Raw genomic sequence first — 22,370 nt, 5'->3', positions numbered from 1 at the left:
GTTCGTTACGGGTGTTCGGAAAAATTTTTCACGACGTGGCCGACGCCGGACTTGTCCGGATCTCGGGAGCGTCCGGCGGCGGTGCGAGGGCGAGGGGATCGAGCCTCGTTCGTGCCCGTGCGAAGACGAAGAACAGAACTACGAGCAGGGCGGCGCGGCCCCACACACCCACCTCGACGAAGAACTGCTCGGTCGAGGAATCTGCTCCTGCAGCGAGCGCCGCGAAGTACTTGAACACGCCGATTCCCATGGACAGATCGGCGAGCAGATACGCGACGACGAGACCCCACGGCACACGAAGAAGAACGAAGAACGGCACGAGCCACAGGGTGTACTGCGGCGAGTGCACCTTGTGCAGGAGAAGGAAGCCGCACAGCATCGAGCCACTGACCGCGATCCATGGATACACCCCGTCGACCCTCGCCCGCCTTACCCCGAGCCAGATCGCCAGGGCGAAGGCAGCGAAGACCAGTGCAGGCGAGGCGATGTCGACCGTGTTCTGGAATCTCGACTCCGCCTCGGTGTAGTCCTCTGCCGTCATCGAATCGGTGATGTAGAAGTGGCGCAGTCCCCAGTACCAGATGGAGTTGGTGGTGATATCCGCCTGCCGGAGAGACTGGAACGCGAACGAGGCGCGCCATCCCTCGTAGCCTCCGAGCGCGAAGGGCAGGTTGACCGCGACGACGGTCGCTGCGGCTGCGCCGAGCACCGCGAGCCCGCCGCGGACGTCCAATCGGCCCCGGTCTCGCTCGTACATCACGTATGCCGCGAGCGGCAGCACGAATGCACCTGGATAGAGTTTGAGACAGAATCCGATCGCGAGCAGGATCGACGCGAGTACTGCACGAGTGCGTAGCGGCAGCCGCGTCGTCATCACGAACACCGCGCCCACCGCTGTCGCGACGACGGGCAGCTCCCAGTTGTGGAATGCATAGAGGACCAGGGGTGGGCCGACCGACCACAGCAGCGCTGCCTTGCCTGCCAGGCGTCCGAGCATCCATGCGGTCAGCAGACCGAACGGTGCGAGCAGCAGCGCCGAGTAGAGAAGGAACTCGGCATCGGTGTCGGCCGGAATCGCGCCGAGCCACATGAGCACACCACTGAGGACCGGATACTCGACAGTGCCACCGGTCAGTGCACCGCTGGAAGTGATGGCGCCGTCGAGATACGGGAAGATGTGGTGGTTGATATCGCGTCCCAGCCAGAGGAACTGGATGTCGGAATAGCAGACCGAGCTGTCCTTGATGGTGTCGAACACCGTGCTGCGGCCGTTGTCGTCGAACGGCGCCAGTGCGCAACGCGCCTTGTTCAAGTACCCGAGGATCAAGGTGAACGCGCACAGCGTCACCACGGCGATCATCGTCGCTGGTGAGGTGCGTACCCCTTTCTCCATGGACGAAGCCTATGTCGCCGCGGACCGCCGACCGTCACCGTCATCTGATTTCGCAGGTCAGGGGCGGCTCGTGTACCCTCCAAGGGTTGCTGACGCAACGACCCTCCTGCCACGGATAGTCCGTGGCCGTTTTCACTAGTCCACAGGAGGTGATGAGGTCTTATGCGTCATTACGAATTGATGGTCATTCTCGACCCCAGCCTGGACGAGCGCACTGTCGCTCCGTCTCTCGATACGTTCCTCAACGTCGTTCGCAAGGACGGCGGCAGCGTCGACAAGGTCGACGTCTGGGGCAAGCGTCGTCTGGCCTACGAGATCGCCAAGCATGCCGAGGGCATCTACGCCGTTGTGAACATCAACGCCGAGCCTGCCACTGTCAGCGAGCTCGATCGTCAGCTCGGACTCAACGAGTCCGTGCTGCGTACGAAGGTCCTGCGACAGGGCAAGTAATTGTCGTTGCTCGCCTCTAGGCTGGCATCAACAAAGACTTACTACTGAAAGAGGAACCATGGCAGGCGAGACCGTCATCACCGTCGTCGGGAACTTGACGGCTGATCCAGAACTTCGCTTCACCCCGGCCGGCGCGGCCGTGGCCAACTTCACCGTTGCGTCCACTCCCCGCACGTTCGATCGTCAGTCCAACGAATGGAAAGACGGAGACGCACTCTTCATGCGCTGCAACATCTGGCGTGAAGCTGCGGAGAATGTGGCCGAGAGTCTGACCCGCGGGGCACGAGTAGTCGTGACCGGCAGGCTCAGGCAGCGTTCGTACGAAACGCGTGAAGGCGAGAAGAGGACTGTCGTCGAACTCGAGGTCGACGAGATCGGGCCATCCCTGCGCTACGCAACCGCCAAGGTCAACAAGGCCAATCGTGGCGGCGGAGGCGGAGGCGGAGGCAACTTCGGTGGTTCCTCAGGCGGATCGAGCGGTGGACGTTCCAACTCGAATGCGGGATCCAGTTCCGGCGGAGACGATCCTTGGGGCAGTGCGCCTCAGGCTTCGGGTTCCTTCGGTGGCGGATCGCGCGGCGGGGACGACGAGCCTCCGTTCTAGATCCTTGGCGATCGAGAACCAGAAGTAACGGAGAAAGACCATGCCCAAACCGCCATTGCGCGACAAGGTGCTCAAGAAGAAAGCGTGTTCCTTCTGCAAGGAAAAGAACGCGCAGATCGATTACAAGGACACGACGCTGCTGCGTAAGTACGTCAGCGACCGCGGCAAGATCCGCGCGCGTCGGGTCACCGGCAACTGCGTCCAGCATCAGCGTGACGTGGCCGTTGCCGTGAAGAACTCGCGTGAGGTAGCTCTGCTTCCTTACGCCGCGACGGCTCGATAGAAAGGGAGATCACTCATGAAGCTGATCCTCACCGCTGATGTGGACAACCTCGGTGCGCCCGGCGACACCGTTGAGGTCAAAGATGGATACGGCCGTAACTTCCTGCTGCCTCGCGGATTGGCCATCACGGCCACCCGCGGCGCACAGAAGCAGGTCGAAGGCATCCGCCGCGCTCAGGAAGCTCGTGCCGTTCGCGGTCTAGAGCATGCCAACGAGCTCAAGCAGGCCATCGAAGGACTCGAGTCCGTTTCTCTCGCGGTCAAGACCGCCGGAGACTCGGGCAAGCTGTTCGGCTCTGTCACGTCCTCGGACGTTGCTTCTGCCCTCAAGGCAGCAGGCGGCCCCGTCGTCGACAAGCGCAGCATCGATCTTCCGAAGGCGCACATCAAGAGCACGGGTAAGCACGACGTCGTCGTGAACCTGCACCCCGATGTGACAGCGAAGTTCAAGCTGGAGGTTGTCGGAAGCTGATTTCGGCTCCCGGCCCGGTCAGGCCGAGAAAAGCCCTACGAAACACTGTTTCGTAGGGCTTTTTTCATGTCTTGTCACAATTCTTCAAGTGTCACAATGACTTCCATGTGTGAAGGAAGTCTCACCGCGCGCACATGAAGTTCTGTTTGCGTACCCTTTACCTCAGGGGCGACATCCGCAGACATGAGCGACAACGACACGCGAGACGACCGACCAGACGCCTAGACGCCCGGAGGACCTGCCGTGACAACGACAGTCGAGAAAGACACGACAGACGAAGAATCATCGACCGGCACAGCCGAGCCGAGGTCTCGGTTCCGGCGAACCCTGAAGTTCGACATACCGGCCTCGCTGGTTGTTTTCCTTGTAGCAGTACCACTTTCGATCGGAATAGCCGTCGCATCCGGTGCGCCGGTGATGGCAGGACTCATTGCGGCAGTGGTCGGTGGAATACTCGCAGGCGCGCTCGGTGGCTCACCGCTACAGGTCAGCGGACCTGCCGCGGGCCTGACCGTCGTCGTCGCCGAACTGGTCAATCAATTCGGTTGGGCCGTAACGTGTCTCATCACCCTGTGCGCTGGAGCAGTGCAAGTTGCACTGGGGCTCAGTAGAATTGCGCGTCAGGCACTCGCGATTTCACCGGTCGTCGTACACGCCATGCTCGCCGGCATCGGTGTCACTATTGCGCTGCAACAGATCCACGTGCTGCTCGGCGGAGAATCCGAGAGCTCGGCGGTGGCGAATCTACTGGCCATTCCGACGTCCGTTGCGGCCGGTCAGTGGCCGTCGATTCTGGTCGGAGGAATCGTCGTAGCCCTGATGCTCGTGTGGCCGAGGCTTCCGTCCGCAGCCTCGAAGATTCCTGCCGCGTTGGTGGCCATCGTGACCGCGACAGCCGTCTCGGTGCTCATGGATCTCGATGTGAGGCGAATCGACCTCCCCGGCAACCTCATCGACGCCCTGAGCCTGCCCGGCATTCCTGACGGTCAGTGGGCCGGCGTCGCTACCGGCGTGCTGACGATCGCGTTGATCGCGAGTGTGGAGAGCCTGTTGTCGGCCGTCGCGATCGACAAGATGCACTCCGGTCCGCGAACCAACTTCGACCGAGAACTGATGGGCCAAGGCGCAGCCAACATGGCCTCCGGCGCTCTGGGAGGTCTTCCGATCACCGGTGTCATCGTTCGCAGCGCCACCAACGTCAAAGCCGGAGCGAAGTCCCGTGCGTCGGCGGTCCTGCACGGTGTGTGGATTCTGATCTTCTCGGTATTGTTCATCTCCGTCGTCGAACTCGTGCCGTTCGCGGCGCTCGCCGGTCTCCTCGTGATGATCGGTGTTCAGCTGATCAAGTTGGCGGACATCGAGATTGCGCGCAAGACCGGCGACATCGCCGTGTACGGGGTCACCGTCGTCGGCGTCGTGGCGCTCAACTTGCTCGAAGGTGTGCTCCTCGGTTTGGCGCTGGCGATCTTCCTGGTACTGCGCCGCGTGGTGTGGGCGCACGTGCACGCCGACGAGACCGTGAACGGCACGTGGCGTGTGCACATGCAGGGTTCGTTGAGTTTCCTGTCGCTACCGCGACTGACACACGTGTTGTCCACCGTCCCCAGCGGGGCGAACGTCGATCTCGAACTGGCCGTGGACTTTCTGGATCATGCCGTGCACGATCACGTGCACGAGTGGGTCCGTCAGCACGAGGCAGGCGGCGGAACCGTCCGCATCGAGGAGAACGGATCCGCTTCGCTTGCCGCAGCGGCGGAGGGCCCGCCGAAACGTGGATTGGCAGCTGTGCGTGGATCACTCGCGCCGTGGTCGACTCGCCAGCTCAAGGGTGATTCGTTCGATGCCGTGCAGCCGCCGTCGCTGCGGCCGGTTCTCAGCGGAGTCGCTGAATACCACCGCACACACGCCGACGCACTCGGGCCGCACCTCGAGGGTCTGCACAACAGTCAGAACCCCGACACGTTCTTTCTCTGCTGCGTCGATTCGAGGGTCATGCCCAACACGATCACCAGCAGCGGACCCGGTGACCTCTTCACGGTGCGCAACATGGGCAACATGGTGCCCGCACAGGGGCAGGACACGTCCGTGGAGGCCGCTCTCGCCTACGGCGTCGACGTACTGGGCACACCGTCGGTGGTGGTGTGCGGGCACTCGGGATGCGGTGCCATGAAGGCGGTACTGGCGGGCCCGGGTAATGCCGAGGACGCCAGCGTCGTCGAATGGCTCGAACACGGGCTGCCCAGCCTCGACGCGTACCGCAGCGGCCATGCGGTGGGCCGGGCCGCCGCCGACCTCGGCTTCGACGAGGCCGATCAGCTCGCGATGGTCAATGTGGCCGTTCAGTTGCAGACACTGACCAGGCACCGTGTCGTCGGGCGCGCCGCCGCCGAAGGTCGGCTACGCGTCACCGGATTGTTCTTCGACATCCCGAGCGCCAGGGTCCTTCAGATCGGTACCAAGGACATCACTGTGCTGGACTGCCGAGAGCATCGCGACACCTCACGAAACAGTGTCCGAGAATCCGAAAATCGGAAGACCAACCGGTCTGGATCTACTGATAGGTAACCGAATCAAACTTCAAACCCGCTTTTGTGAGTGTTCCCAGTCACTGTGACAGAATTCACTCTGCTGTTCACTTGCCATTTACTCAACACGCCCGAGTTGTCAAACTAGGCCGACACGCCGAACGTTCATCCATGCACAGGACAGAAACTTTATGAACACCCTCTACCCTGGCGATACGGCACATTGTCACGAAGTTATACCCAGGTTATCCCCAGGTGGTCAACACGGTTGTTCAACACTATCCACAATTCATGCACAGATTCATCCACAAGCCGTGTTGTGACTGGAGACGAGACCACCTAACGTCCCTCGAGCGTGTCTTCGCGGCGCTGAAGGGGTTTCGGTCGCGGCGATGCCACGGCATCGACGGGGGTGTCGGAGGTTGGGCGTACAACTTGTTTCAAGCGCGCCGCCGAGTGGTAGCGGGTGGCATTTTCCGACGGGAAGGACGGTCGAGTTCGCGTGGCAGTTGTGGACGATCGAGGACAGCAGGATTACTCCTCCGAACCGCCTCCCAGTGAGGCACCCGGTGAAGATTTCGGTCGACAGCCACCACAGGACATGGCCGCAGAACAATCGGTTCTCGGGGGCATGCTGCTGAGCAAGGACGCCATCGCCGACGTTTTGGAGGTGCTTCGTCCGGGAGATTTCTACCGTCCGGCTCACCAGAGCGTGTACGACGCCATCCTGGACCTCTACAGCCGCGGTGAGCCTGCCGACCCGGTGACGGTGTCCGCGGAACTCGATCGACGCGGCGATCTCAAACGTATCGGTGGCCCGCCGTATCTGATCACTCTCACGCAGACCGTTCCGACGGCTGCGAATGCGGGTTACTACGCCGAGATCGTCGCGGAGAAATCCATTCTGCGCAGGCTCGTGCAAGCAGGCACCCGGATCGTGCAGTTCGGTTACGCCGGTGCGGACGGCCAGGATGTGGCCGAGGTCGTCGACCGCGCGCAGGCCGAGGTGTACGAGGTCACCGAACGCCGTACCTCCGAGGACTTCCTTCCTCTCGAGGAACTGCTGCAGCCGACGATGGACGAAATCGACTCCATCGCCAGCCGCGGCGGTATATCTCTCGGTGTACCAACGGGATTCGCCGAACTCGACGAAATCACCAACGGTCTGCACCCGGGCCAGATGATCATCGTCGCGGCGAGACCTGGTGTGGGTAAGGCGCTGGCGCTCGACACAGCGCTGCCGACGCCGGACGGCTGGGTCACGATGGGCGAGGTCGCCGTGGGCGATCACCTGATCGACGCGCACGGCAGGCCAACACGGGTCATCGCCGCGACCGATGTCATGCTCGATCGTCCGTGCTACGAGGTCGAGTTCTCCGACGGAACGGTCATCGTTGCCGACGCCGAACATCAGTGGGCGACCGAAACCCAGTGGGCGACCGAAACGCAGTGGGCGACCGCACACCGTGGGTCGGCGCAGGTCGTCACGACCGAGCAGATCGCACGGACGATGCGGCGCAACACGCAGGACGCGCGCATCGAACACTCGGTGATCGATGCTGCCGCTGTTGTCCTTCCCGAACGTGAATTACCGGTTCCGCCTTATGCTTTCGGTGTGTGGATCGGCGGTGGATCCTCAGCGCGGGCGGGTATCACGAGTACCGATCCCGAGATCGCCGCGCGTATCGAGGGCGAAGGCTGGGCGACGGAGGGCTCGTCCGAAGACCATGAGATGGCGATTCCCTCCATCGACCTGGTGGGCGACCAGCGCATCCCGATCGACTATCTGCGTGGATCGGTGGCTCAACGTCGAGCGCTTCTCGCCGGACTACTGGATGCCGTTGGAACGGTCACCGGCGGAGGATCTGCTCGGCTGGGCGTCTCCGGCGAGCGCCTCGCCGCCGATGTCCGCGAACTGGTCGTCAGCCTGGGCTACCACGTGCAGTTGCTCACCGAGCGGGCCTCGACCGTTCATACGGTGTCCTTCGATACCGACGACGTCGTGTTCGGGCTGCACCGAAAGCAGATGCTGCACAAGGAGCGTCGTGCTGCGAGTTCGACGGTCCCATCCGGTTCACGGCTCATCGTGGATGTCCGCGCGGTCGAGTCGGTACCGGTGCGGTGCGTCGAGGTCGACAACGCCGAGCATCTGTACCTGGCAAGCGAGTCGATGATTCCGACCCACAACTCCACGCTGTCGATGGACTTCATGCGTTCGTGCTCCATCAAGCACGGCATGCCCAGCGTCATCTTCTCGCTGGAAATGAGCCGCACCGAGATCGTGATGCGTCTGCTGTCCGCGGAAGCGAAGATCAAGCTCGGTGACATGCGTTCGGGAAAGATGACCGACGACGACTGGACACGGCTCGCGCGTCGTATGAGCGAGATCAGCGAAGCACCGCTGTTCGTCGACGACTCCCCCAACCTGACGATGATGGAGATCAGGGCCAAGGCGCGTCGACTCAAGCAGCGCAACGGATTGAAACTGATCGTGGTCGACTACCTCCAGCTGATGTCCTCGGGCAAGAAGGTCGAGTCACGGCAGCAGGAGGTCTCGGACTTCTCCCGTCAGCTCAAGCTGCTCGCCAAGGAACTCGAATGCCCGGTGGTCGCGGTGTGCCAGCTCAACCGTGGTCCCGAGCAACGCACCGACAAGAAGCCGATGGTGTCCGACCTCCGCGAGTCGGGATCGTTGGAGCAGGACGCCGACATGGTGATCCTGCTGCACCGCCCCGACGCGATCGAGCGAGACGACCCGCGCGGCGGTGAAGCCGACCTCATCCTCGGCAAGCACCGTAACGGCCCGACTGCGACGATCACCGTGGCGCACCAGCTGCACCTGTCGAGGTTCGTCGACATGGCGCGCGGCTGACATATCTCGCGGGGCTGACATATCTCGCGGGGCGGCGCTGCAGCGTCAGGCGACAGGATCCCTGATGATCGTTCGGAGCGTGTCCTGAGGGGTGTCGAGGGTGAAGGGGTCCAGGTGGATCTCCTGGTGCGGCCCACTGCGTGTCAGGCCGTGCGCATCGGCCTCGGCGCCGAGGCGAGCGAGTGTCGCCAACTCGTTCGAGAAGAAGCCGTGGTGCATCACCTGCGCCACCAGCTGCTCGGGGATCGTGAAGATGCCGAGCACGTCGCCGTCGTCGGACGCACTCGCCGCTGCGCGGCGGGCGTCGGCGATGTCGCCGGGTGTCGCGTCGTCGGAGATCTGGGCCATCACCCGGTACTCGAGTTCGGTCAGCGGATTGACGCTGTAGAAGTCAGCGATGCCCGGGTCCGGAAGAGTGTCCGGATACTGGTAGTAGAGGTGCTCGGCAGGCACTCCGGCGGGGGCGAGACCCACCGCGGCGAGCTGACGGGCGATGTCGGTGACGAGCAACTTCTTCCGGTGCCACTCGCTGGTCGCGGGTGCGCCTGCTCCCTCGACGGAGACGAAGACCGCTCGCGGTGACAGAACGATCTCTGGGTCGTCGGATGCAGTGTGGTGCTCGGTCTTTCGGTATTCGGTCATGCTGCCTCTGTTCGGGTAGTGAGTGCTAGCGTTCTGGTTCGGTCTGCTCGACCGTGTTTGCCAAGTTGGCCTGAATGCGATCCATGGTGGTGGTGAAGGCGTCGCTCATGTCGATGTCGAGTCGATCGGCGACGACGAAGATCCACCACAGGGACTCGGACAGCTTGTGCTTCAGCTGTGCGTCCACGTCACCGTCGATACCCCAGGTGCCGTCGTGTGCGAGCACGAGACGGCCGATGGTGCCGACGTCATTGGTCAATCCCAGCAAGATCTCGTGCAAGGACCACACCTTGCCGTTGAAGCGCTGTTCGAGAATCTCGTACAGCGCGCGGACCTCCAGTGCGCGGTCGCGGGCCTTGTCGAGGTCGATCGGTCCGTCAGAGATGTCGGTCATGTCACTCCACTCTCGGAAAATAGTTTCTCGTGTGCGTCCAGTGCTCGACGCTACCGCTGTCGCCAGTGGCCAACCAGGGTGCCGCACACCCCCCTCGTCGCACCCTTCCTGAGTCGGTGCACACGCTGTTGACTCGTAGGAGCCAGCAAGAATGCGAAGGCTTTTCGGCCGACTCGCACACCGATTTCGAAGGAGTTCACGTGAACATTGTTCTCATCACCGGAGGTAGCCGCGGCATCGGAGCGGCAACAGCACTCGAATGCGCCCGCCGCGGAATGGGTGTGGTTCTCACCTACAACAACAACCCGACTGCGGCGAACGGTGTCGTCGACGAGATCACCGCGGCCGGCGGCAGCGCCGTTGCGTTGAAACTCGATGTCGCAGACAGTGCGTCGTTCGCAGCCTTCCGTGACGACGTCGTGCAGGCGCTGACCACGACATGGAACCGGGACTCGTTCGACTACCTGGTCAACAATGCCGGTTACGGCGCCTATCACCCATTCGAGACCGTTACCGAGCAGGAGTTCGACGACCTGTTCAAAGTGCATCTGCGAGGGCCGTTCTTCCTCACCCAGACACTGCTGCCGGTGATCGCCGACGGCGGCCACATCGTCAACATGGTCAGTGCCACATCGCGTGTCGCCACAGCGGGCGTCTCCCCCTACGCAAGCTTCAAGGGCGGGCTCGCGGTTCTGACGCGATACCTGGCGAAGGAGCTCGGGGAACGTCGAATCAGGGCGAATTCGGTGGCGCCCGGCGCAATTCGCACCGAACTGGGCGGAGGATTGAACGACGAGTTCGAGGCACTCCTCACCTCTCAGACTGCGCTGGGACGTGTCGGCGAGCCCATCGATGTTGCCGTAGCGATCGCAGGCCTGCTCTCCGAGGACAGCCGTTGGGTCAACGGGCAGTCGATCGAAATCTCCGGCGGCTACCAGATCTAGTCGGCAGCTATTCAATTCAGATCGAGAGGACATCACAATGACTAGATTCATGATTTACGGAGCGACCGGATACACCGGAACCATGGCCGCACAGCATGCGGCCGCAGCTGGGCTCGACCCGATACTTGCCGGCCGCAGCGCCGGCCCGCTCGCCGCACTGGCGGCGAAGCTCGATCTCGACTACCGCGTCGTCGGGGTGGACGAGCCGGCCGCACTCGACAATGCCTTGTTCGACGTCGCTGTGCTGCTCAACTGCGCCGGTCCGTTCGCGCGCACTGCCGAACCGCTCATGACCGCTGCGATTCGCACGGGCACGCACTATCTCGACATCGCAGCCGAGCTCGACAGCTATCACCTGGCGGAAAAGCTCGATCGGAGTGCGATCGACGCCGGAGTGCTGCTGCTACCCGGTAGCGGTGGAAGCGTGGCCATGTTGGGTTCGCTTGCAGCGCATGCCGCGCGGCGCATCGACGGTGACGTCGAGAGCATCAGGATCGCTCTGCACGTCGCCGGGTCGATGTCTCGCGGGTCAGCGATCAGCGCTGCCGAGAATCTGACGGTTCGCACACTGCGACGCCTCGGCGGCAGGCTCGTCGATCAGGACCCGCAGCAGTCGCGGGACTTCGACTTCGGCAGCGGCCCGACGGTCTCGCACCCGATCACCATGCCCGATCTGGTTGCGCTCTGGCGGAGCACGGACGCGCCCGATATCGAGACCTACGTGCATGCCTCGGGAAGCGCGTTTCCGGAAGGGGATCTCGCGTCCCTGCCGGACGGGCCCACCACGGAGGAACGTGAGGCCAATCGCTATCAGGCGTCGGTGGAGTTGACCGGGGCCGACGGTAAGGTCGTCCGAGCGGTTCTCGACACCGTCAACGGATACTCCTTCACGCCACTGGCGGCCACCGAAGCGGCGCGCCGAGTTCTCGGCGGCGAGGTACGTCCCGGATTCCACACGCCTGCAGAACTTTTCGGATATCAGTTTGCCGAGACCATCGCGGACACCCGGATCACGGACCTATCGAACTGACCCACTGGACCGCGGCAGTGCGCCCTCGGCGTCGCCGACCCGTGCGACGAGATCTGCTACCAACTCGCGCACGTCGACGCCGAGGTCCTCCGCTGACTTCGTCTCCGATTCGTGGAGGATTCGGGTGGCTCCGACTGTTGCGCCGCAGTATTCGATGATTCCGCGTTCGATCTGGCTGCGAAACGCACTGTCGATGCCGTGCCGGGCGAAGCTGGCTGCGTCGTCGCCCGCAACCGGGACCAGGTGCACCGTCAGCCGGCCCAGCTTCTTCTCGAAGGCACCTCCCGGGGTGTAGTGATATGCCCATCCGTTCACGAACACTCGGTCGATCCACCCCTTCAGTAGAGCTGGAAACGACCACCAGTAGACCGGGAACACCAAGATCAGGTGTTCGGCTCGGTCGATCCGGTTCTGCTCGGCGACAACCTCGTTCGGGGTACGACCCGATCCGCGGTACAGATGCAGATCACCCTCGGAGAATCGTGGATCGAACTGTTCGGCTGCGAGGTCCGCGAATTCGACGGTGCCGCCTGCGGCGCGCAATGCGTCGACAGTCGCACGTGCGATGTGGTGTGTCAGAGAGTTCGAATCGGAATGGGAGGCAACGACGAGACTGTTCATGAATGCACCTTCCGGCGGTAGTCTGGGTATGTACCAAGAGTAGGTTACTATTGGTACATAGTGCAAGGAGGTGTTGGATGACGCGGACGAGATTGTCGAGAGCCGACAGGTACGACCAGTTGATCGAAGTGTCGTGGGGGCTGGTCCGTCGGGAAGGCGCGGATGCGTTGACGCTCGGCCGGTTGGCCGAGCACGCCGGGGTCGCGAAACCAGTTGTGTACAGCCACTTTCCCTCTCGTGCCGAGCTTCTCGCGGCCCTGTTTCGTGAGTTCGACGGCCGTCAGACGGTCATGCTCGAGGAGTATCTGAACGCGGCCGAGCGGACACTCGCCGGCAGGGCGGGAGCCATCGCGGACTCCTATGTCGGGTGCGTCCTGGCGCAGGGGCGCGAACTGACCGGAGTCCTCGCGGCGTTGGAGGGCTCGCCAGAACTGGAACGCGTCAAGCGCGAATCCGAGCACGCCTACGCCGAGAAGTGTCGTGCCGTCCTGGCGCCCTTCGTCGGCTCCGAGGGAGTGTCGACTGCGTCTTTGACGGCGATATTCGGTGCCGCGGAGTCGCTGTCGCATGCTGCTGCAGCGTCGGCGCTGACACCCGAACAGGCGAGGAGTGAGCTCGCGGCATTGATCGTGGCGGTCGTCGACCGCGCGTAGAACGTTCTTCGCGTCGAGTGAGCTGTTGCAATCTCGCATGCGAGGGTCTATACGTATAGGTATGCGTATAACTGTAGCCGGGTCTAGGATGGGGGCGTGCCGAACAAAACGATCTACGTGTCCGACGGTGACCTGCCACTTTTTCAGCGCGCACAAGAACTCACCGGCGGAAATCTCTCGGCCACGATCGTGCAGGCACTCCGTCGACTCGTCGACGTCGAAGAAGGAAAGATCGAAGGCTTCGAGGAGGTCACGGTCCGCGTCGGCCCCGGTGAGGGGCGCAGGCAGAGGTTCGTCGGAGTGCTCCTCGTCGAGTGGGGACGCTCGAGCAAGGACCGCGTCGAGCGGTTCCGCATATACCGCGGCCGTACCGGGAAATTCGTCGTTCACACCGAGCGGTCCCCGGAAACGGCCTGGTCCGCAGGCGCGGACGGCGCTACCCGCGGTTGGCGCAAGTACGTCAGCAGCGATCAACAGTGGAGCACCACGGCCGCCACCGCCACGGTCGAGATCGCCGACGACCTGGACGCCCTCCGCGGCCTCGTACCGAGCGAACTGTACGAGCTGGTCGCGGCCGCAGCCGCTGAACCTGCCGTCGAAGATCTCGACATCTGATCCGACGGCGCGAGGTTTCTCGCGCACTCTCATTCGACCGCCGCCGTACAGGTGACGCGGTGGAACAACTCTGCCCGAAATCTCGGGTCGCACAACGCAGGAGATCACATCATGACCCTGTCCACCAGATCGTCCGCTGTACATGTGCGCGGACTCCGCAAGTCCTACGGGGACCACGCGGTTCTCGACGGAATCGACCTCGACGTCCCCGCGGGGACGGTTTTCGCTCTCCTCGGTCCCAACGGGGCGGGTAAGACCACGGCGGTGAACATACTGTCCACACTCGTGCGTCCCGATGCAGGCGAGGTGGTCGTCGCGGGACACGACCTGCGGCGAGAGCCCGAATCCGTCCGCCGCGCCATCGGTGTCACCGGTCAGTTCTCGGCCGTCGACAAGTTGTTGACGGTGGAGGAGAACCTGCGGTTGATGGCAGATCTACATCGACTCGGACGCCGCGAAGGAACGAAGCGAATCGGCGCACTGCTTGCTCGCTTCGAACTCGCGGACGCCGCAACCAAGCCGGCCGCTGCGTGTTCCGGCGGGATGCGCCGCAAGCTCGACCTCGCGATGACGTTGGTGGGCAGGCCGAACGTCGTCTTCCTCGACGAGCCGACCACCGGACTGGACCCTCGGGGACGCCGGGTGCTGTGGGACATCGTCCACGAGCTGGTGGACGAGGGAGTGACGATCGTGCTCACCACTCAGTACCTCGACGAGGCGGATCAACTCGCGGACACCGTTGCCGTGCTCGACGGCGGTCACATCGTCGCGGAAGGTACCCCGGCCGAACTGAAACGACGGGTCCGAGGAGGAAGCGTCACAGTGCATCTGGCCGATGATCGTGCGCTCGGCTCTGCGGCACAGGCATTTCCGGCAGGCACAGTCGACTCGGACACCTGCACTGTGACGATACCCGGCGGCACCGACGTCGAGGGCCTCCGGTCGATCCTCGATCGTCTGGACAGTGCACGCGTGAATCCCGAGCATCTCGAGGTCAGAACTCCCGATCTCGACGATGTGTTCTTCGCACTCACCGATTCCGATACACGAAAGGCAGTACAGTGAGCAGTGTTTCGAAAGTCTCGGCCCCATCGGCCACACTGTTTCGATCGGCCACACTGTTTCGATCGACCGCACTCTCCGATTCGACGGTCATGTTCCGTCGCAATCTGATTCACTTACGCCGGTATCCGAGTATGACTGCGATTCTCGTCGGAATGCCCGTCGTCTTCTTGCTGCTGTTCGTCTACGTGTTCGGCGGCACCCTCGGTGCCGGTCTCCCCGGTGCCGGCGGCCGAGCGGCGTATCTCGCGTACGTCACCCCGGCAATCGTGATCATGGCGGCCGCGTCTGCGGCGCAGGGTACCGCGATCTCGGTCGCCACCGACATGACCGAGGGCATCATCGCGCGATTCCGCACCATGGCGATTTCACCGGGATCGGTGCTGGCAGGCCACGTACTCGCGAGCGTCGTGCAGGGCCTGTTGGCAATGGGCACAGTGCTTCTCGTGTCCATTGCGCTGGGATTTCGTCCCGACGCGGCTGCCATGGAATGGCTCGCTCTGTTCGGTGTGCTCGCATTCGTTGCGTTGGCGTTGACGTGGTTGTCGGTGGCGCTGGGTCTGGTCTCGGACAGCATCGAGACGGCGAGCAACCTGCCGATGTTCTTGATCATCCTGCCGTTTCTCGGAAGCGGATTCGTGCCGACGGATTCGATGCCGACGGCCCTGCGCTGGTTCGCCGAGTATCAGCCGTTCACGCCGATCATCGAGACCGTGCGTGGCCTGCTTGCCAGTGATGCGCACGCAGGCACCGTCGCCCTCGCTCTGGGGTGGTGTGCCCTGATCACGGCGGCCGGCTACGGCTGGGCCAGGTCGCTGATGCGCCGTGAACGGACTCGCTGACGTGCATCACTGGTGTTGCGCTGCCGTAGCCGTCGAATACTCCGTCGACTCACACGCCGGTACTAGAGTCGGTGTCGATGAACCTCGAACTTCGCACCCACGCACTCGTCCGTGTGCTTCTCGACTTCGACTTGACCCTGGAGTTCTCCGACGGGTCGACGGTGGCGTTCAGTGAGCTCACCGTCGACGGCGAATTGGTCGACGAGGACAATCAGTTCGAGGGCCTTCGATTGTTGTCCGCGTTGATCGGTACGGCGTGTGTGAGTGCCGAGATCGACGAAAACGGCACGGTACAAATCGAATTCGAAGGCGGAGCAGTGGTGGTCGCGGAGCCGAGGGCCGAGGTGGAGTCCTGGGAGTACACCGACCCGGACGGCGCGACGTCGGTGTGCCTGGCCGGCGGTGTCGTCGAAACCTGGCCCCCGGCGGCGCCTGGATCGCGGCGTGAAACCCGATCGCCAGCACGATTTCCGTCCCTCGAATCCACGGTGGTGCGGATATCGGTGGGAACGGGTGCCGCGGTGGAGTTCTCGGATGGCAGCGCACTGGCCACCGAGGTGTCCTTGGACGAGGCATATCTGGTTCTGCGAGAAAGCGTCGTTGCCGTCGATGAGGCCGGTGTGAAGTTGGCGTCGGGGTACGTGTTCGGGATCAGTTGAGATCTGTTCGGCCGGCCAGAAAGTGCAGGATCGTGTCGGCGTGCCCGACGATGGCGTGACCGGTGTCGCCCAGCACGGTCACCGACGCGGTGGGGATGCACAGGCGTACGCGACGGGCCGTCTCCGACGAGTCCATCATGACGTCGCGGTCGCCGACGATGACCTGGACCGGGGCCTGCACCTGTCGCAATGCGGAATCGGGGAAGACTGGCAGCCGTTCGGTTCGTGGCTTGAAATGGGCGAAGGTCAGTGTGACGTCGTCGAGGGCCGACGCCATCGACGGGGTGTCGAGTCCCGTGACCATGCGTGCGGTGCGACGCTTCCCGCGAGTCCCCAGGGCGCCGAGGAGAAATGCCATGGGTAGCCACCCCACTTTCTGACGTCCGATTCCGCCGGGGCACAGCAGGGAAATCCGATCGACTCTGGCCGGTCGCCGGATCGTGTAGTCGAGGGCCACCCATCCGCCGAGCGACATCCCGATCAGCGATGTCGACTGCAGCGAGAGTCCGTCGAGGACGTCGTCGAACCAGGAGGCGACGGCATCGGTGGCGAGGTCGGGCCGCGACGGCGTGCTGCCACCGGGTTCACCGGGCATGTCGACGGCGTATACCCTGAATCGCGTTGTCCACGTTTCGATATCGCCGCGCCAGGTGCTCGCATTGGCGCCGGATCCGTGCAGCAGGACCAGTGGTGGGCCGTCGGCCGGGCCCGAGGCGACGACGAAGGTCTCGCCTTCGCGCGTCGGGATCCGTATGTGCTCGGACGGGACCGGCCAGCTGCCGAGGACCTCGCGATAGCGCGAACGGATCTTCTCGGCGCCAGCTCGGGATTTGTAGATCTCGGCCACGGGTCTTCCTCTCGATCGGTAGACTGCAAACTACCTTATATACCGTAGATGGGGAAGTATGAGGAACTATATGAATCTCAACGGAAGCTTCGAACGACGTGCTCGCGGAAACGGTGGACGGCTGCGGTCGGACGATGATTTCCGCTTGCAAGTCCGATCCGACGTCGACGGTGCCCGGCCAATGGGACCGAGATGGTGCCGTCGTCGGCGGCGGGTCCTGGCGGCAGCAGGGCAACGCCGAGGCCTCGGGCGACCAATACTCTGATGGTATCGATTTCGTTGATCTCGAAGTGAACGCGAGGAACGAAACCTTCTTCTTTACACCATGAGTCGAGAAGTGTGCGAAGGTGGAAGGTTCGCGGGCTCGCAATGAAGGCGCAATCCTGCAGTTCCCCGAGGTGCACCTCTTCGCGGCCGGCAAGCGGGTGCGACGTGGAGACGTGCAGATCGATGCGCTGTGTGCCGATCGGAATATTCGGCAGATCGTCGACCGGCGGAATCATCAAGGCAAGATCGAGTCGGCCGTCTCTGATCATGCCCGCGATCGCCTCACCGTGCGCCTGGATCAGATGTACCCGGACGTCCGGCGCCGCAGTATGGAAGTTCGCGAGCACCTGTGCAATACGGACCGCATCCATGGTCAGCGGACATCCGAATCGTACGAGCCCTCGTGATGGGTCGGCATTGTCTCGAACTACCGCCACCGCATCGTCCAACGCCTGCACGATGGGATGAATGAGGTCGTACAGTTCGCGGCCCGAAACGGTCAGTGCAACTCCGCGGCCTGCAGGTTGAAACAAGGCGAGACCGACTGCCGCCTCCAGAGCCTTCACTCGTCGGCTGACCGATGACTGAGGAACCCCGAGCAACTCGGCAGCTCGTGTGACGTGCCCTTCCGTTGCTACTGAGTCGAACGCCCCGAGGAGGGGTGCCACTGCATCGGCATACCGAAGAATCGATTCATCCATTCCCGGATGGTATTGGAAACAAATCATCATTGGACGGATCAATATGGGAGCGTCACGATGAGCGTGTGACTGATACGCGAGTGCGACCCGATGACGTGGATGTGGTCCTGGTGGGTGGTGGCATCATGTCGGCCACCCTCGGTGCGATGCTCGCGCAGCTGCTGCCCGATCTGCGAGTTGTGTTGTTGGAACGTCTGCCAGTTCTGGCGGGTGAGAGTTCCGGGTCGTGGAACAACGCGGGGACCGGCCATTCCGGGTATTGCGAACTGAATTACATGCCGGATCCGGTGGACGCGTCGAAGGCGGAAACGATTGCGAGACAGTTCGAATCCTCGCTTCAGTTCTGGAACTGGCTGATTCGACTCCGAGAGTTGTCACCCGTGTTCCGTACCGTCCTGCCGCACATGGACATTGTCTTCGGCCATGCAGATGTGGACTATCTTCGACGACGATTCGCCACCATGCAATTGTCTCCCGAATTCGCGTCCATGAAATACAGCGAGGATCCGGAGGTCATACGTGCATGGGCGCCTCTGGTGATGGACGGAAGATCTGGCGACGAGCCGGTTGCTGCGACTTTCGTCGCGGGCGGCACCGATATCGACTTCGGCGCGCTCACCTGTGCTCTCGCCGACTCGATGGTGCGTAACGGGGCGGAGATTCGGACGTCGCACGAGGTGTCCCAGCTTTCCGAAGGGCGGGACGGCACATGGACGGTGATCGGTCGAGACCGGGTGTCGAATCGCCCCTTTCGAGTTCGGAGCACGTTCGTCTTCGTCGGAGCTGGAGGGGATGCGCTCGGTCTCCTTCAGAAGTCGCGTATTCCAGAAGTGCGCGGATACGGAGTGCTTCCTTTCGGAGCCGAATTTCTCCGCACGGACGAGCCGACGATCGTCGAGAGACACCAGGCAAAGGTGTACGGGAAACCCGAGCTCGGCGCTCCGCCGATGTCACTTCCCCACCTCGACACTCGTGTGGTCGAGGATCGGTCGTCATTGATGTTCGGCCCCTACGCGACATTCAGCACCAAGCTGTCGAGGAACGGCAGACTCAGTGACCTGTTCAAGACGATACGGATGAGAAACCTCCCTGTCCTGATCGCGGCCTGTATGCAGAATGCAACACTGATTCGCTATCTGCTCGGCCAGTTGGTCTCGTCGAGGCGCGTCAAGTTCAGGCAGTTGCGACGGTACTACCCCGAAGTGGACCCAGCGCAGTGGTACTCGGTTCAAGCAGGCCAGCGAGCGCAATTGGTCAAACCGCATCCGCGGAAGATCGGCGAGCTGATGTTCGGGACCGAGCTGGTCGTCAACGAAAGCGGGACCATCGCTGGACTGCTCGGCGCGTCGCCCGGTGCGTCCGTAGCTCCGGCAATCATGATCGAGCTACTGGCGAAGTGCTTTCCGGCAGCAGAGACGGCAGCGATGTTCGGCGACGAATAACTAGCACCGGTGCAGTACTGAATGTGCGTCGGCCCCGGGACCCGCTCGACGCGAGATTGCCGGGGTGCGCACTTGCCGCTGATCAAACGGTCCGAAAGGTATGGTTTGAGTCGATGGCGGTCTTCACGACGCCGCGCTTCGACGACGGGATGCAAGGGTGGTTGCTGGCGCGAGAGGTGCGAGGGTCGTCGCGACGATCGTGTTGGCGTCGGGTGCTGCACTGCCGCTTGTTGCCTGTGATGCCCTCTCGCAAGGGCGCGGGGATGCCCCGCCGTGCATCGATGCCGGCGGCGTCGCGCTCGAGGTTGCGAGAGACGACGCTCCGAGTTGGGCGCGGATCTGGCAACCGAACGAGGACGGGGCGTCGGGAAGTGGTCGGGTATCGACAGTGGAAGCGGCCGATGACAATTCGATGTTCAGGCTCGTGTACTCGTGTGTCGGTTTGATCGAGCCGGACTGGTCGGAGGTGTCGGCGCAGGGCGAAGTTCGGATCGGTGTGGACGACTACAAGTACAGAGTCGGCAACTTGATGGTGGAGAACACGCTCTATCACGTCGATGTTGTTCTGGCACCCATCGATTCGACGCGAGCCGACTTCGGCGTCGCATACGCTCCCGCGAGAACTCAGGCTCGCGCCGTCGAGGTGAGTGCCGGACCGCAGGTGGTCCAGAAGATGCGCGAGTCCGGCGTGCTGTGAGCCGCCGAACGGCTCAGGCGCTGCGTTCGGGCGCCGTATCTGCCAGCGCCGCAATCAGATCACGCTGAATCGCGGTCTCCGGGATGGAGGCATCCACGACAGCGGACACGGGTAGCTGCAGCCGGTGCTGCGCCTCGGTTCGAAAGACGAGTCCGGTGGTCGGTGTGCTCTCGGCTGTGCTGGCATACAGAATCGACCAGCAGTCCGGATGGTTGAGCAGCTCGGCACTCGCAGTGTGGTCGACGGCGACGGGAGGGCCGAACGTCAGTCGTAGCCCGCTGCGTTTCATTGCCCTTTCGACGACTCGATGCAGGAGTATCTGTTCGCTTCGTTTGGGCAGCAGCAGCGGATAGGCAGCGAGCTCTTCCAGGCTCGGATGCTCCATTCCGGCGAGGGGGTGACCCTCGGCGAGCGCAAGCACGAGATCCTCGGTCCAGAGTTCGGTGACGTGCAGCCCCGAGCGCTCGACGCTCCCTCTGATCAACGCGACCTGACAGTCACCCGACGTCACGGCTTCGATTTGTTCGGCGAATCGTTTGAGAACGAAGTCGATCTCTGCTTGTGGGTGATGTTCACGGACGCGAACGATGGCAGCGAGTGCGTTCGCAGCGAACGTCATGTTGCCGGTCAGTCGCAACTGGTTCTGTCGGCGGGCCGTCAAGGCAAGTGCAGCTTGCTCGAGCTCGAGCATGTGCCGGGCGATCGACACCAATTGTGCTCCTACAACGGTCAATCGAACCGAGCGTGACGAGCGCTCGAAGAGCGCCTCACCCATCTCGCGTTCCAACTTGGCTATCTGGAGACTGATTGCAGATTGGGAGACGTAGCAGCGCTCGGCGGCGCGAGAGAAGTTCAGTTCCTCGCCCACGGCGAGGAAGTATTTCAACTGACGAAGCTCCACCTGGTCTCCATTCATGAGTTCTACTCATCAATGCTATTCCAACTTTCGCGTTGATAACCATCGGTTGCACGGGTTCCATGGGTAGGGAGAGTTCGCACGCAATCGATGCGAACCGTGGAAAGGGGTCAACAGTGGACACGTACGAGGTCGTCATCGTCGGATCGGGATTCGGAGCTTTGGCTGCTGCCAAGACTCTGGGCAAGGCGGGCGTCCCGTTCTCTCTGATCTCCAGCACCACCGAGCATCTCTTCCAGCCTCTGCTCTACCAGGCTGCGACAGGGATGCTCTCGACCGGCGAGATCGCGCCGCCGATCAGGCGAATCCTCGCCGAGTACGACTCGGCGGATGTCCGGCTCGGCCGGGTCGTCGACGTCGATCCCGAACGCCACCAGGTCACCTACGCATCGGCAGGTACGACGCACACCATCGGCTACGGCCGACTCATCGTCGCGACCGGAGCTACTCAGGCCTACTTCGGGCGCGACGAGTTCAAGGACCGAACGTTCGCGCTCAAAACCGTCGACGACGCCATTGCACTGCGCGAGCAGATCCTCAGCTGCTACGAGCGTGCCCACCTGACGACCGACCCGGACGTCAAGAAGGATCTTCTGAGCTTCGTGGTCGTCGGTGCCGGGGCCACCGGCGTCGAACTGGCAGGTCAGATCCGTGACCTGGCACACCGCTACTTCGCGGGCTCGTTCCCCGACATCGCCCCCGAGGACGTCCGTGTCACCCTCGTCGACGGTGTGAAGGACGTCCTTCCTGCCTTCGGCGGAAAGCTGAGCAAGTACGCCCGAGCCAAGCTCGAGTCCTCGGGCGTCGACGTCGTCACCGGTGCTCTCGTCACCGACATTTCCGACGACGTCGTGACCGTGCAGGATGTCGAGACCAAGGATTCGCGGACGATTGCCGCCAAGACGGTCATCTGGTCGGCGGGAGTGCAGGCGAGCGACCTCGCCGCGACGGTCGCCGAACGAACCGGATGCGAGACCGACCGTGCCGGAAGGCTACTCGTGCACGAAGACCTCACGGTGGGCACAGCGAAGGACATCTTCGCCATCGGCGACGTGACATCGTTGAACGGGCTACCCGGCCAATCGCCGGTCGCAATGCAGCAGGGCCGCCACGTCGCGAAGACCATCACCGGAAAGGTGAAGGAGGGCACGCCGTTCCGCTACCGAGACAAGGGCAGCATGTCGATCGTCGGACGCTTCAGCGCCGTCGTTCGGCTGTTCGGCAAGGTGGACATGTCCGGGCCGATCGCCTGGGTCATGTGGCTGGCGGTCCACCTGATGTACATGGTCGGGTTCAGGAACCGGTACGTCGCGGTCGTCTCGTGGATGAGTTCGTACATCGGAGATCGCCGCCCGCACTTCCAGTACACCGACAAGTGGGACCAGCGGGACGAGCAGGTCGACACCGAGGACGAACGCGCCGCGGCGTGATCGTCGGACA

Annotated in this window: 23 protein-coding genes; 16 read left to right on the top strand and 7 right to left on the bottom strand. The window is 62.9% G+C overall.

The window, feature by feature from the left end; translation table 11 throughout:
- Nucleotides 1-28: 28 nt before the first annotated feature.
- A complete protein-coding gene (locus RY1_RS16855) occupies nt 29-1,393 on the bottom strand; it encodes a glycosyltransferase family protein (protein WP_072805034.1) in 1,365 nt (454 codons plus the stop codon).
- Nucleotides 1,394-1,555: 162 nt separating this feature from the next.
- On the opposite strand from RY1_RS16855, the gene rpsF reads away from it, so the two are divergent.
- The 6 genes from rpsF (at nt 1,556) to dnaB (ending at nt 8,598) form a co-directional block, all read left to right on the top strand.
- Nucleotides 1,556-1,843, top strand: coding sequence for a 30S ribosomal protein S6 (gene rpsF, locus RY1_RS16850; RefSeq protein WP_072805032.1), 288 nt, complete (start codon nt 1,556-1,558; stop codon nt 1,841-1,843).
- Nucleotides 1,844-1,901: 58 nt separating this feature from the next.
- Nucleotides 1,902-2,447, top strand: coding sequence for a single-stranded DNA-binding protein (locus tag RY1_RS16845; RefSeq protein WP_072805031.1), 546 nt, complete (start codon nt 1,902-1,904; stop codon nt 2,445-2,447).
- A gap of 40 nt (nt 2,448-2,487) precedes the next feature.
- Entirely contained in the window at nt 2,488-2,730 is a 243-nt protein-coding gene (gene rpsR / locus RY1_RS16840) for a 30S ribosomal protein S18 (protein WP_072805029.1), read from the top strand.
- Between the two features lie 15 nt (nt 2,731-2,745).
- Entirely contained in the window at nt 2,746-3,201 is a 456-nt protein-coding gene (gene rplI, locus RY1_RS16835) for a 50S ribosomal protein L9 (RefSeq protein WP_072805028.1), read from the top strand.
- A gap of 243 nt (nt 3,202-3,444) precedes the next feature.
- A complete protein-coding gene (locus RY1_RS16830) occupies nt 3,445-5,766 on the top strand; it encodes a SulP family inorganic anion transporter (RefSeq protein ID WP_084727483.1) in 2,322 nt (773 codons plus the stop codon).
- Between the two features lie 462 nt (nt 5,767-6,228).
- A complete protein-coding gene (gene dnaB / locus RY1_RS16825) occupies nt 6,229-8,598 on the top strand; it encodes a replicative DNA helicase (protein ID WP_072805027.1) in 2,370 nt (789 codons plus the stop codon).
- A 45-nt stretch (nt 8,599-8,643) separates the two neighbouring features.
- Here the strand turns inward: dnaB and RY1_RS16820 are convergent, their stop codons facing one another.
- A complete protein-coding gene (locus RY1_RS16820) occupies nt 8,644-9,240 on the bottom strand; it encodes a GyrI-like domain-containing protein (protein ID WP_072805025.1) in 597 nt (198 codons plus the stop codon).
- A gap of 25 nt (nt 9,241-9,265) precedes the next feature.
- Complete coding sequence (locus RY1_RS16815) at nt 9,266-9,634, bottom strand: nucleoside triphosphate pyrophosphohydrolase family protein (protein WP_072805023.1); 369 nt, start codon at nt 9,632-9,634, stop codon at nt 9,266-9,268.
- A gap of 200 nt (nt 9,635-9,834) precedes the next feature.
- Here RY1_RS16815 and RY1_RS16810 point away from each other — a divergent pair, with 200 nt between their 5' ends.
- Entirely contained in the window at nt 9,835-10,578 is a 744-nt protein-coding gene (locus RY1_RS16810) for an SDR family NAD(P)-dependent oxidoreductase (protein ID WP_072805231.1), read from the top strand.
- 37 nt (nt 10,579-10,615) lie between these two features.
- A complete protein-coding gene (locus tag RY1_RS16805; protein ID WP_072805022.1) occupies nt 10,616-11,608 on the top strand; it encodes a saccharopine dehydrogenase family protein in 993 nt (330 codons plus the stop codon).
- Here the strand turns inward: RY1_RS16805 and RY1_RS16800 are convergent.
- Nucleotides 11,597-12,229 carry an NAD(P)H-dependent oxidoreductase gene (locus RY1_RS16800; protein ID WP_072805021.1) on the bottom strand — a complete coding sequence of 211 codons (633 nt, stop codon included), beginning with the start codon at nt 12,227-12,229 and terminating at the stop codon, nt 11,597-11,599. The genes RY1_RS16805 and RY1_RS16800 overlap by 12 nt on opposite strands.
- Nucleotides 12,230-12,306: 77 nt before the next feature.
- On the opposite strand from RY1_RS16800, the gene RY1_RS16795 reads away from it, so the two are divergent.
- The 5 genes from RY1_RS16795 (at nt 12,307) to RY1_RS16775 (ending at nt 16,060) form a co-directional block, all read left to right on the top strand.
- Nucleotides 12,307-12,882 carry a TetR/AcrR family transcriptional regulator gene (locus RY1_RS16795; RefSeq protein WP_072805019.1) on the top strand — a complete coding sequence of 192 codons (576 nt, stop codon included), beginning with the start codon at nt 12,307-12,309 and terminating at the stop codon, nt 12,880-12,882.
- Nucleotides 12,883-12,978: 96 nt separating this feature from the next.
- Nucleotides 12,979-13,497: an EXLDI protein gene (locus tag RY1_RS16790; RefSeq protein ID WP_072805017.1), complete on the top strand. Its 519-nt coding sequence runs from the start codon at nt 12,979-12,981 to the stop codon at nt 13,495-13,497.
- A gap of 111 nt (nt 13,498-13,608) precedes the next feature.
- On the top strand, nt 13,609-14,562 hold the full coding sequence (locus RY1_RS16785; RefSeq protein ID WP_072805229.1) for an ABC transporter ATP-binding protein: 954 nt from the start codon (nt 13,609-13,611) through the stop codon (nt 14,560-14,562).
- Nucleotides 14,563-14,651: 89 nt separating this feature from the next.
- Nucleotides 14,652-15,401 (top strand): ABC transporter permease, encoded by a 750-nt coding sequence (locus RY1_RS16780; protein ID WP_072805227.1) that lies wholly within the window; start codon nt 14,652-14,654, stop codon nt 15,399-15,401.
- A 77-nt stretch (nt 15,402-15,478) separates the two neighbouring features.
- The gene (locus RY1_RS16775; RefSeq protein ID WP_072805225.1) at nt 15,479-16,060 is read left to right on the top strand and encodes a DUF6188 family protein; all 582 of its coding nucleotides are present in this window, start codon (nt 15,479-15,481) and stop codon (nt 16,058-16,060) included.
- Here the strand turns inward: RY1_RS16775 and RY1_RS16770 are convergent.
- Entirely contained in the window at nt 16,053-16,907 is an 855-nt protein-coding gene (locus RY1_RS16770; RefSeq protein WP_072805015.1) for an alpha/beta fold hydrolase, read from the bottom strand. The two genes, RY1_RS16775 and RY1_RS16770, sit on opposite strands and share 8 nt — an antisense overlap.
- Before the next feature lie 77 nt (nt 16,908-16,984).
- Nucleotides 16,985-17,875, bottom strand: a complete 891-nt coding sequence (locus tag RY1_RS16765) for a LysR family transcriptional regulator (RefSeq protein ID WP_072805014.1) — start codon at nt 17,873-17,875, stop codon at nt 16,985-16,987.
- Between the two features lie 65 nt (nt 17,876-17,940).
- Between RY1_RS16765 and RY1_RS16760 the strand changes: the two genes are divergently transcribed.
- Together RY1_RS16760 and RY1_RS16755 are read left to right on the top strand one after the other, a co-directional pair.
- Entirely contained in the window at nt 17,941-19,317 is a 1,377-nt protein-coding gene (locus tag RY1_RS16760; RefSeq protein ID WP_245819707.1) for a malate:quinone oxidoreductase, read from the top strand.
- 157 nt (nt 19,318-19,474) lie between these two features.
- Nucleotides 19,475-20,014: a hypothetical protein gene (locus tag RY1_RS16755; RefSeq protein WP_072805010.1), complete on the top strand. Its 540-nt coding sequence runs from the start codon at nt 19,475-19,477 to the stop codon at nt 20,012-20,014.
- A gap of 13 nt (nt 20,015-20,027) precedes the next feature.
- Here the strand turns inward: RY1_RS16755 and RY1_RS16750 are convergent, their stop codons facing one another.
- Nucleotides 20,028-20,915 carry a LysR family transcriptional regulator gene (locus RY1_RS16750; protein ID WP_072805223.1) on the bottom strand — a complete coding sequence of 296 codons (888 nt, stop codon included), beginning with the start codon at nt 20,913-20,915 and terminating at the stop codon, nt 20,028-20,030.
- 131 nt (nt 20,916-21,046) lie between these two features.
- Between RY1_RS16750 and RY1_RS16745 the strand changes: the two genes are divergently transcribed.
- Complete coding sequence (locus RY1_RS16745; RefSeq protein WP_072805009.1) at nt 21,047-22,360, top strand: NAD(P)/FAD-dependent oxidoreductase; 1,314 nt, start codon at nt 21,047-21,049, stop codon at nt 22,358-22,360.
- Nucleotides 22,361-22,370 lie beyond the last annotated feature (10 nt).

The sequence above is a fragment of the Rhodococcus yunnanensis NBRC 103083 genome (assembly GCF_001895005.1).
Classification (GTDB): Bacteria; Actinomycetota; Actinomycetes; order Mycobacteriales; family Mycobacteriaceae; genus Rhodococcoides; species Rhodococcoides yunnanense.
This window is presented reverse-complemented; position numbering and strand designations above follow the sequence as displayed.

What these genes read in the sequence shown, in the direction of transcription:
- RY1_RS16855 (WP_072805034.1), bottom strand. Translation starts at nt 1,393, where the DNA reads ATGGAGAAAGGGGTACGCACCTCACCAGCGACGATGATCGCCGTGGTG.
- rpsF (WP_072805032.1), top strand. Translation starts at nt 1,556, where the DNA reads ATGCGTCATTACGAATTGATGGTCATTCTCGACCCCAGCCTGGACGAG.
- RY1_RS16845 (WP_072805031.1), top strand. Translation starts at nt 1,902, where the DNA reads ATGGCAGGCGAGACCGTCATCACCGTCGTCGGGAACTTGACGGCTGAT.
- rpsR (WP_072805029.1), top strand. Translation starts at nt 2,488, where the DNA reads ATGCCCAAACCGCCATTGCGCGACAAGGTGCTCAAGAAGAAAGCGTGT.
- rplI (WP_072805028.1), top strand. Translation starts at nt 2,746, where the DNA reads ATGAAGCTGATCCTCACCGCTGATGTGGACAACCTCGGTGCGCCCGGC.
- RY1_RS16820 (WP_072805025.1), bottom strand. Translation starts at nt 9,240, where the DNA reads ATGACCGAATACCGAAAGACCGAGCACCACACTGCATCCGACGACCCA.
- RY1_RS16815 (WP_072805023.1), bottom strand. Translation starts at nt 9,634, where the DNA reads ATGACCGACATCTCTGACGGACCGATCGACCTCGACAAGGCCCGCGAC.
- RY1_RS16805 (WP_072805022.1), top strand. Translation starts at nt 10,616, where the DNA reads ATGACTAGATTCATGATTTACGGAGCGACCGGATACACCGGAACCATG.
- RY1_RS16800 (WP_072805021.1), bottom strand. Translation starts at nt 12,229, where the DNA reads ATGAACAGTCTCGTCGTTGCCTCCCATTCCGATTCGAACTCTCTGACA.
- RY1_RS16795 (WP_072805019.1), top strand. Translation starts at nt 12,307, where the DNA reads ATGACGCGGACGAGATTGTCGAGAGCCGACAGGTACGACCAGTTGATC.
- RY1_RS16785 (WP_072805229.1), top strand. Translation starts at nt 13,609, where the DNA reads ATGACCCTGTCCACCAGATCGTCCGCTGTACATGTGCGCGGACTCCGC.
- RY1_RS16780 (WP_072805227.1), top strand. Translation starts at nt 14,652, where the DNA reads ATGTTCCGTCGCAATCTGATTCACTTACGCCGGTATCCGAGTATGACT.
- RY1_RS16775 (WP_072805225.1), top strand. Translation starts at nt 15,479, where the DNA reads ATGAACCTCGAACTTCGCACCCACGCACTCGTCCGTGTGCTTCTCGAC.
- RY1_RS16765 (WP_072805014.1), bottom strand. Translation starts at nt 17,875, where the DNA reads ATGGATGAATCGATTCTTCGGTATGCCGATGCAGTGGCACCCCTCCTC.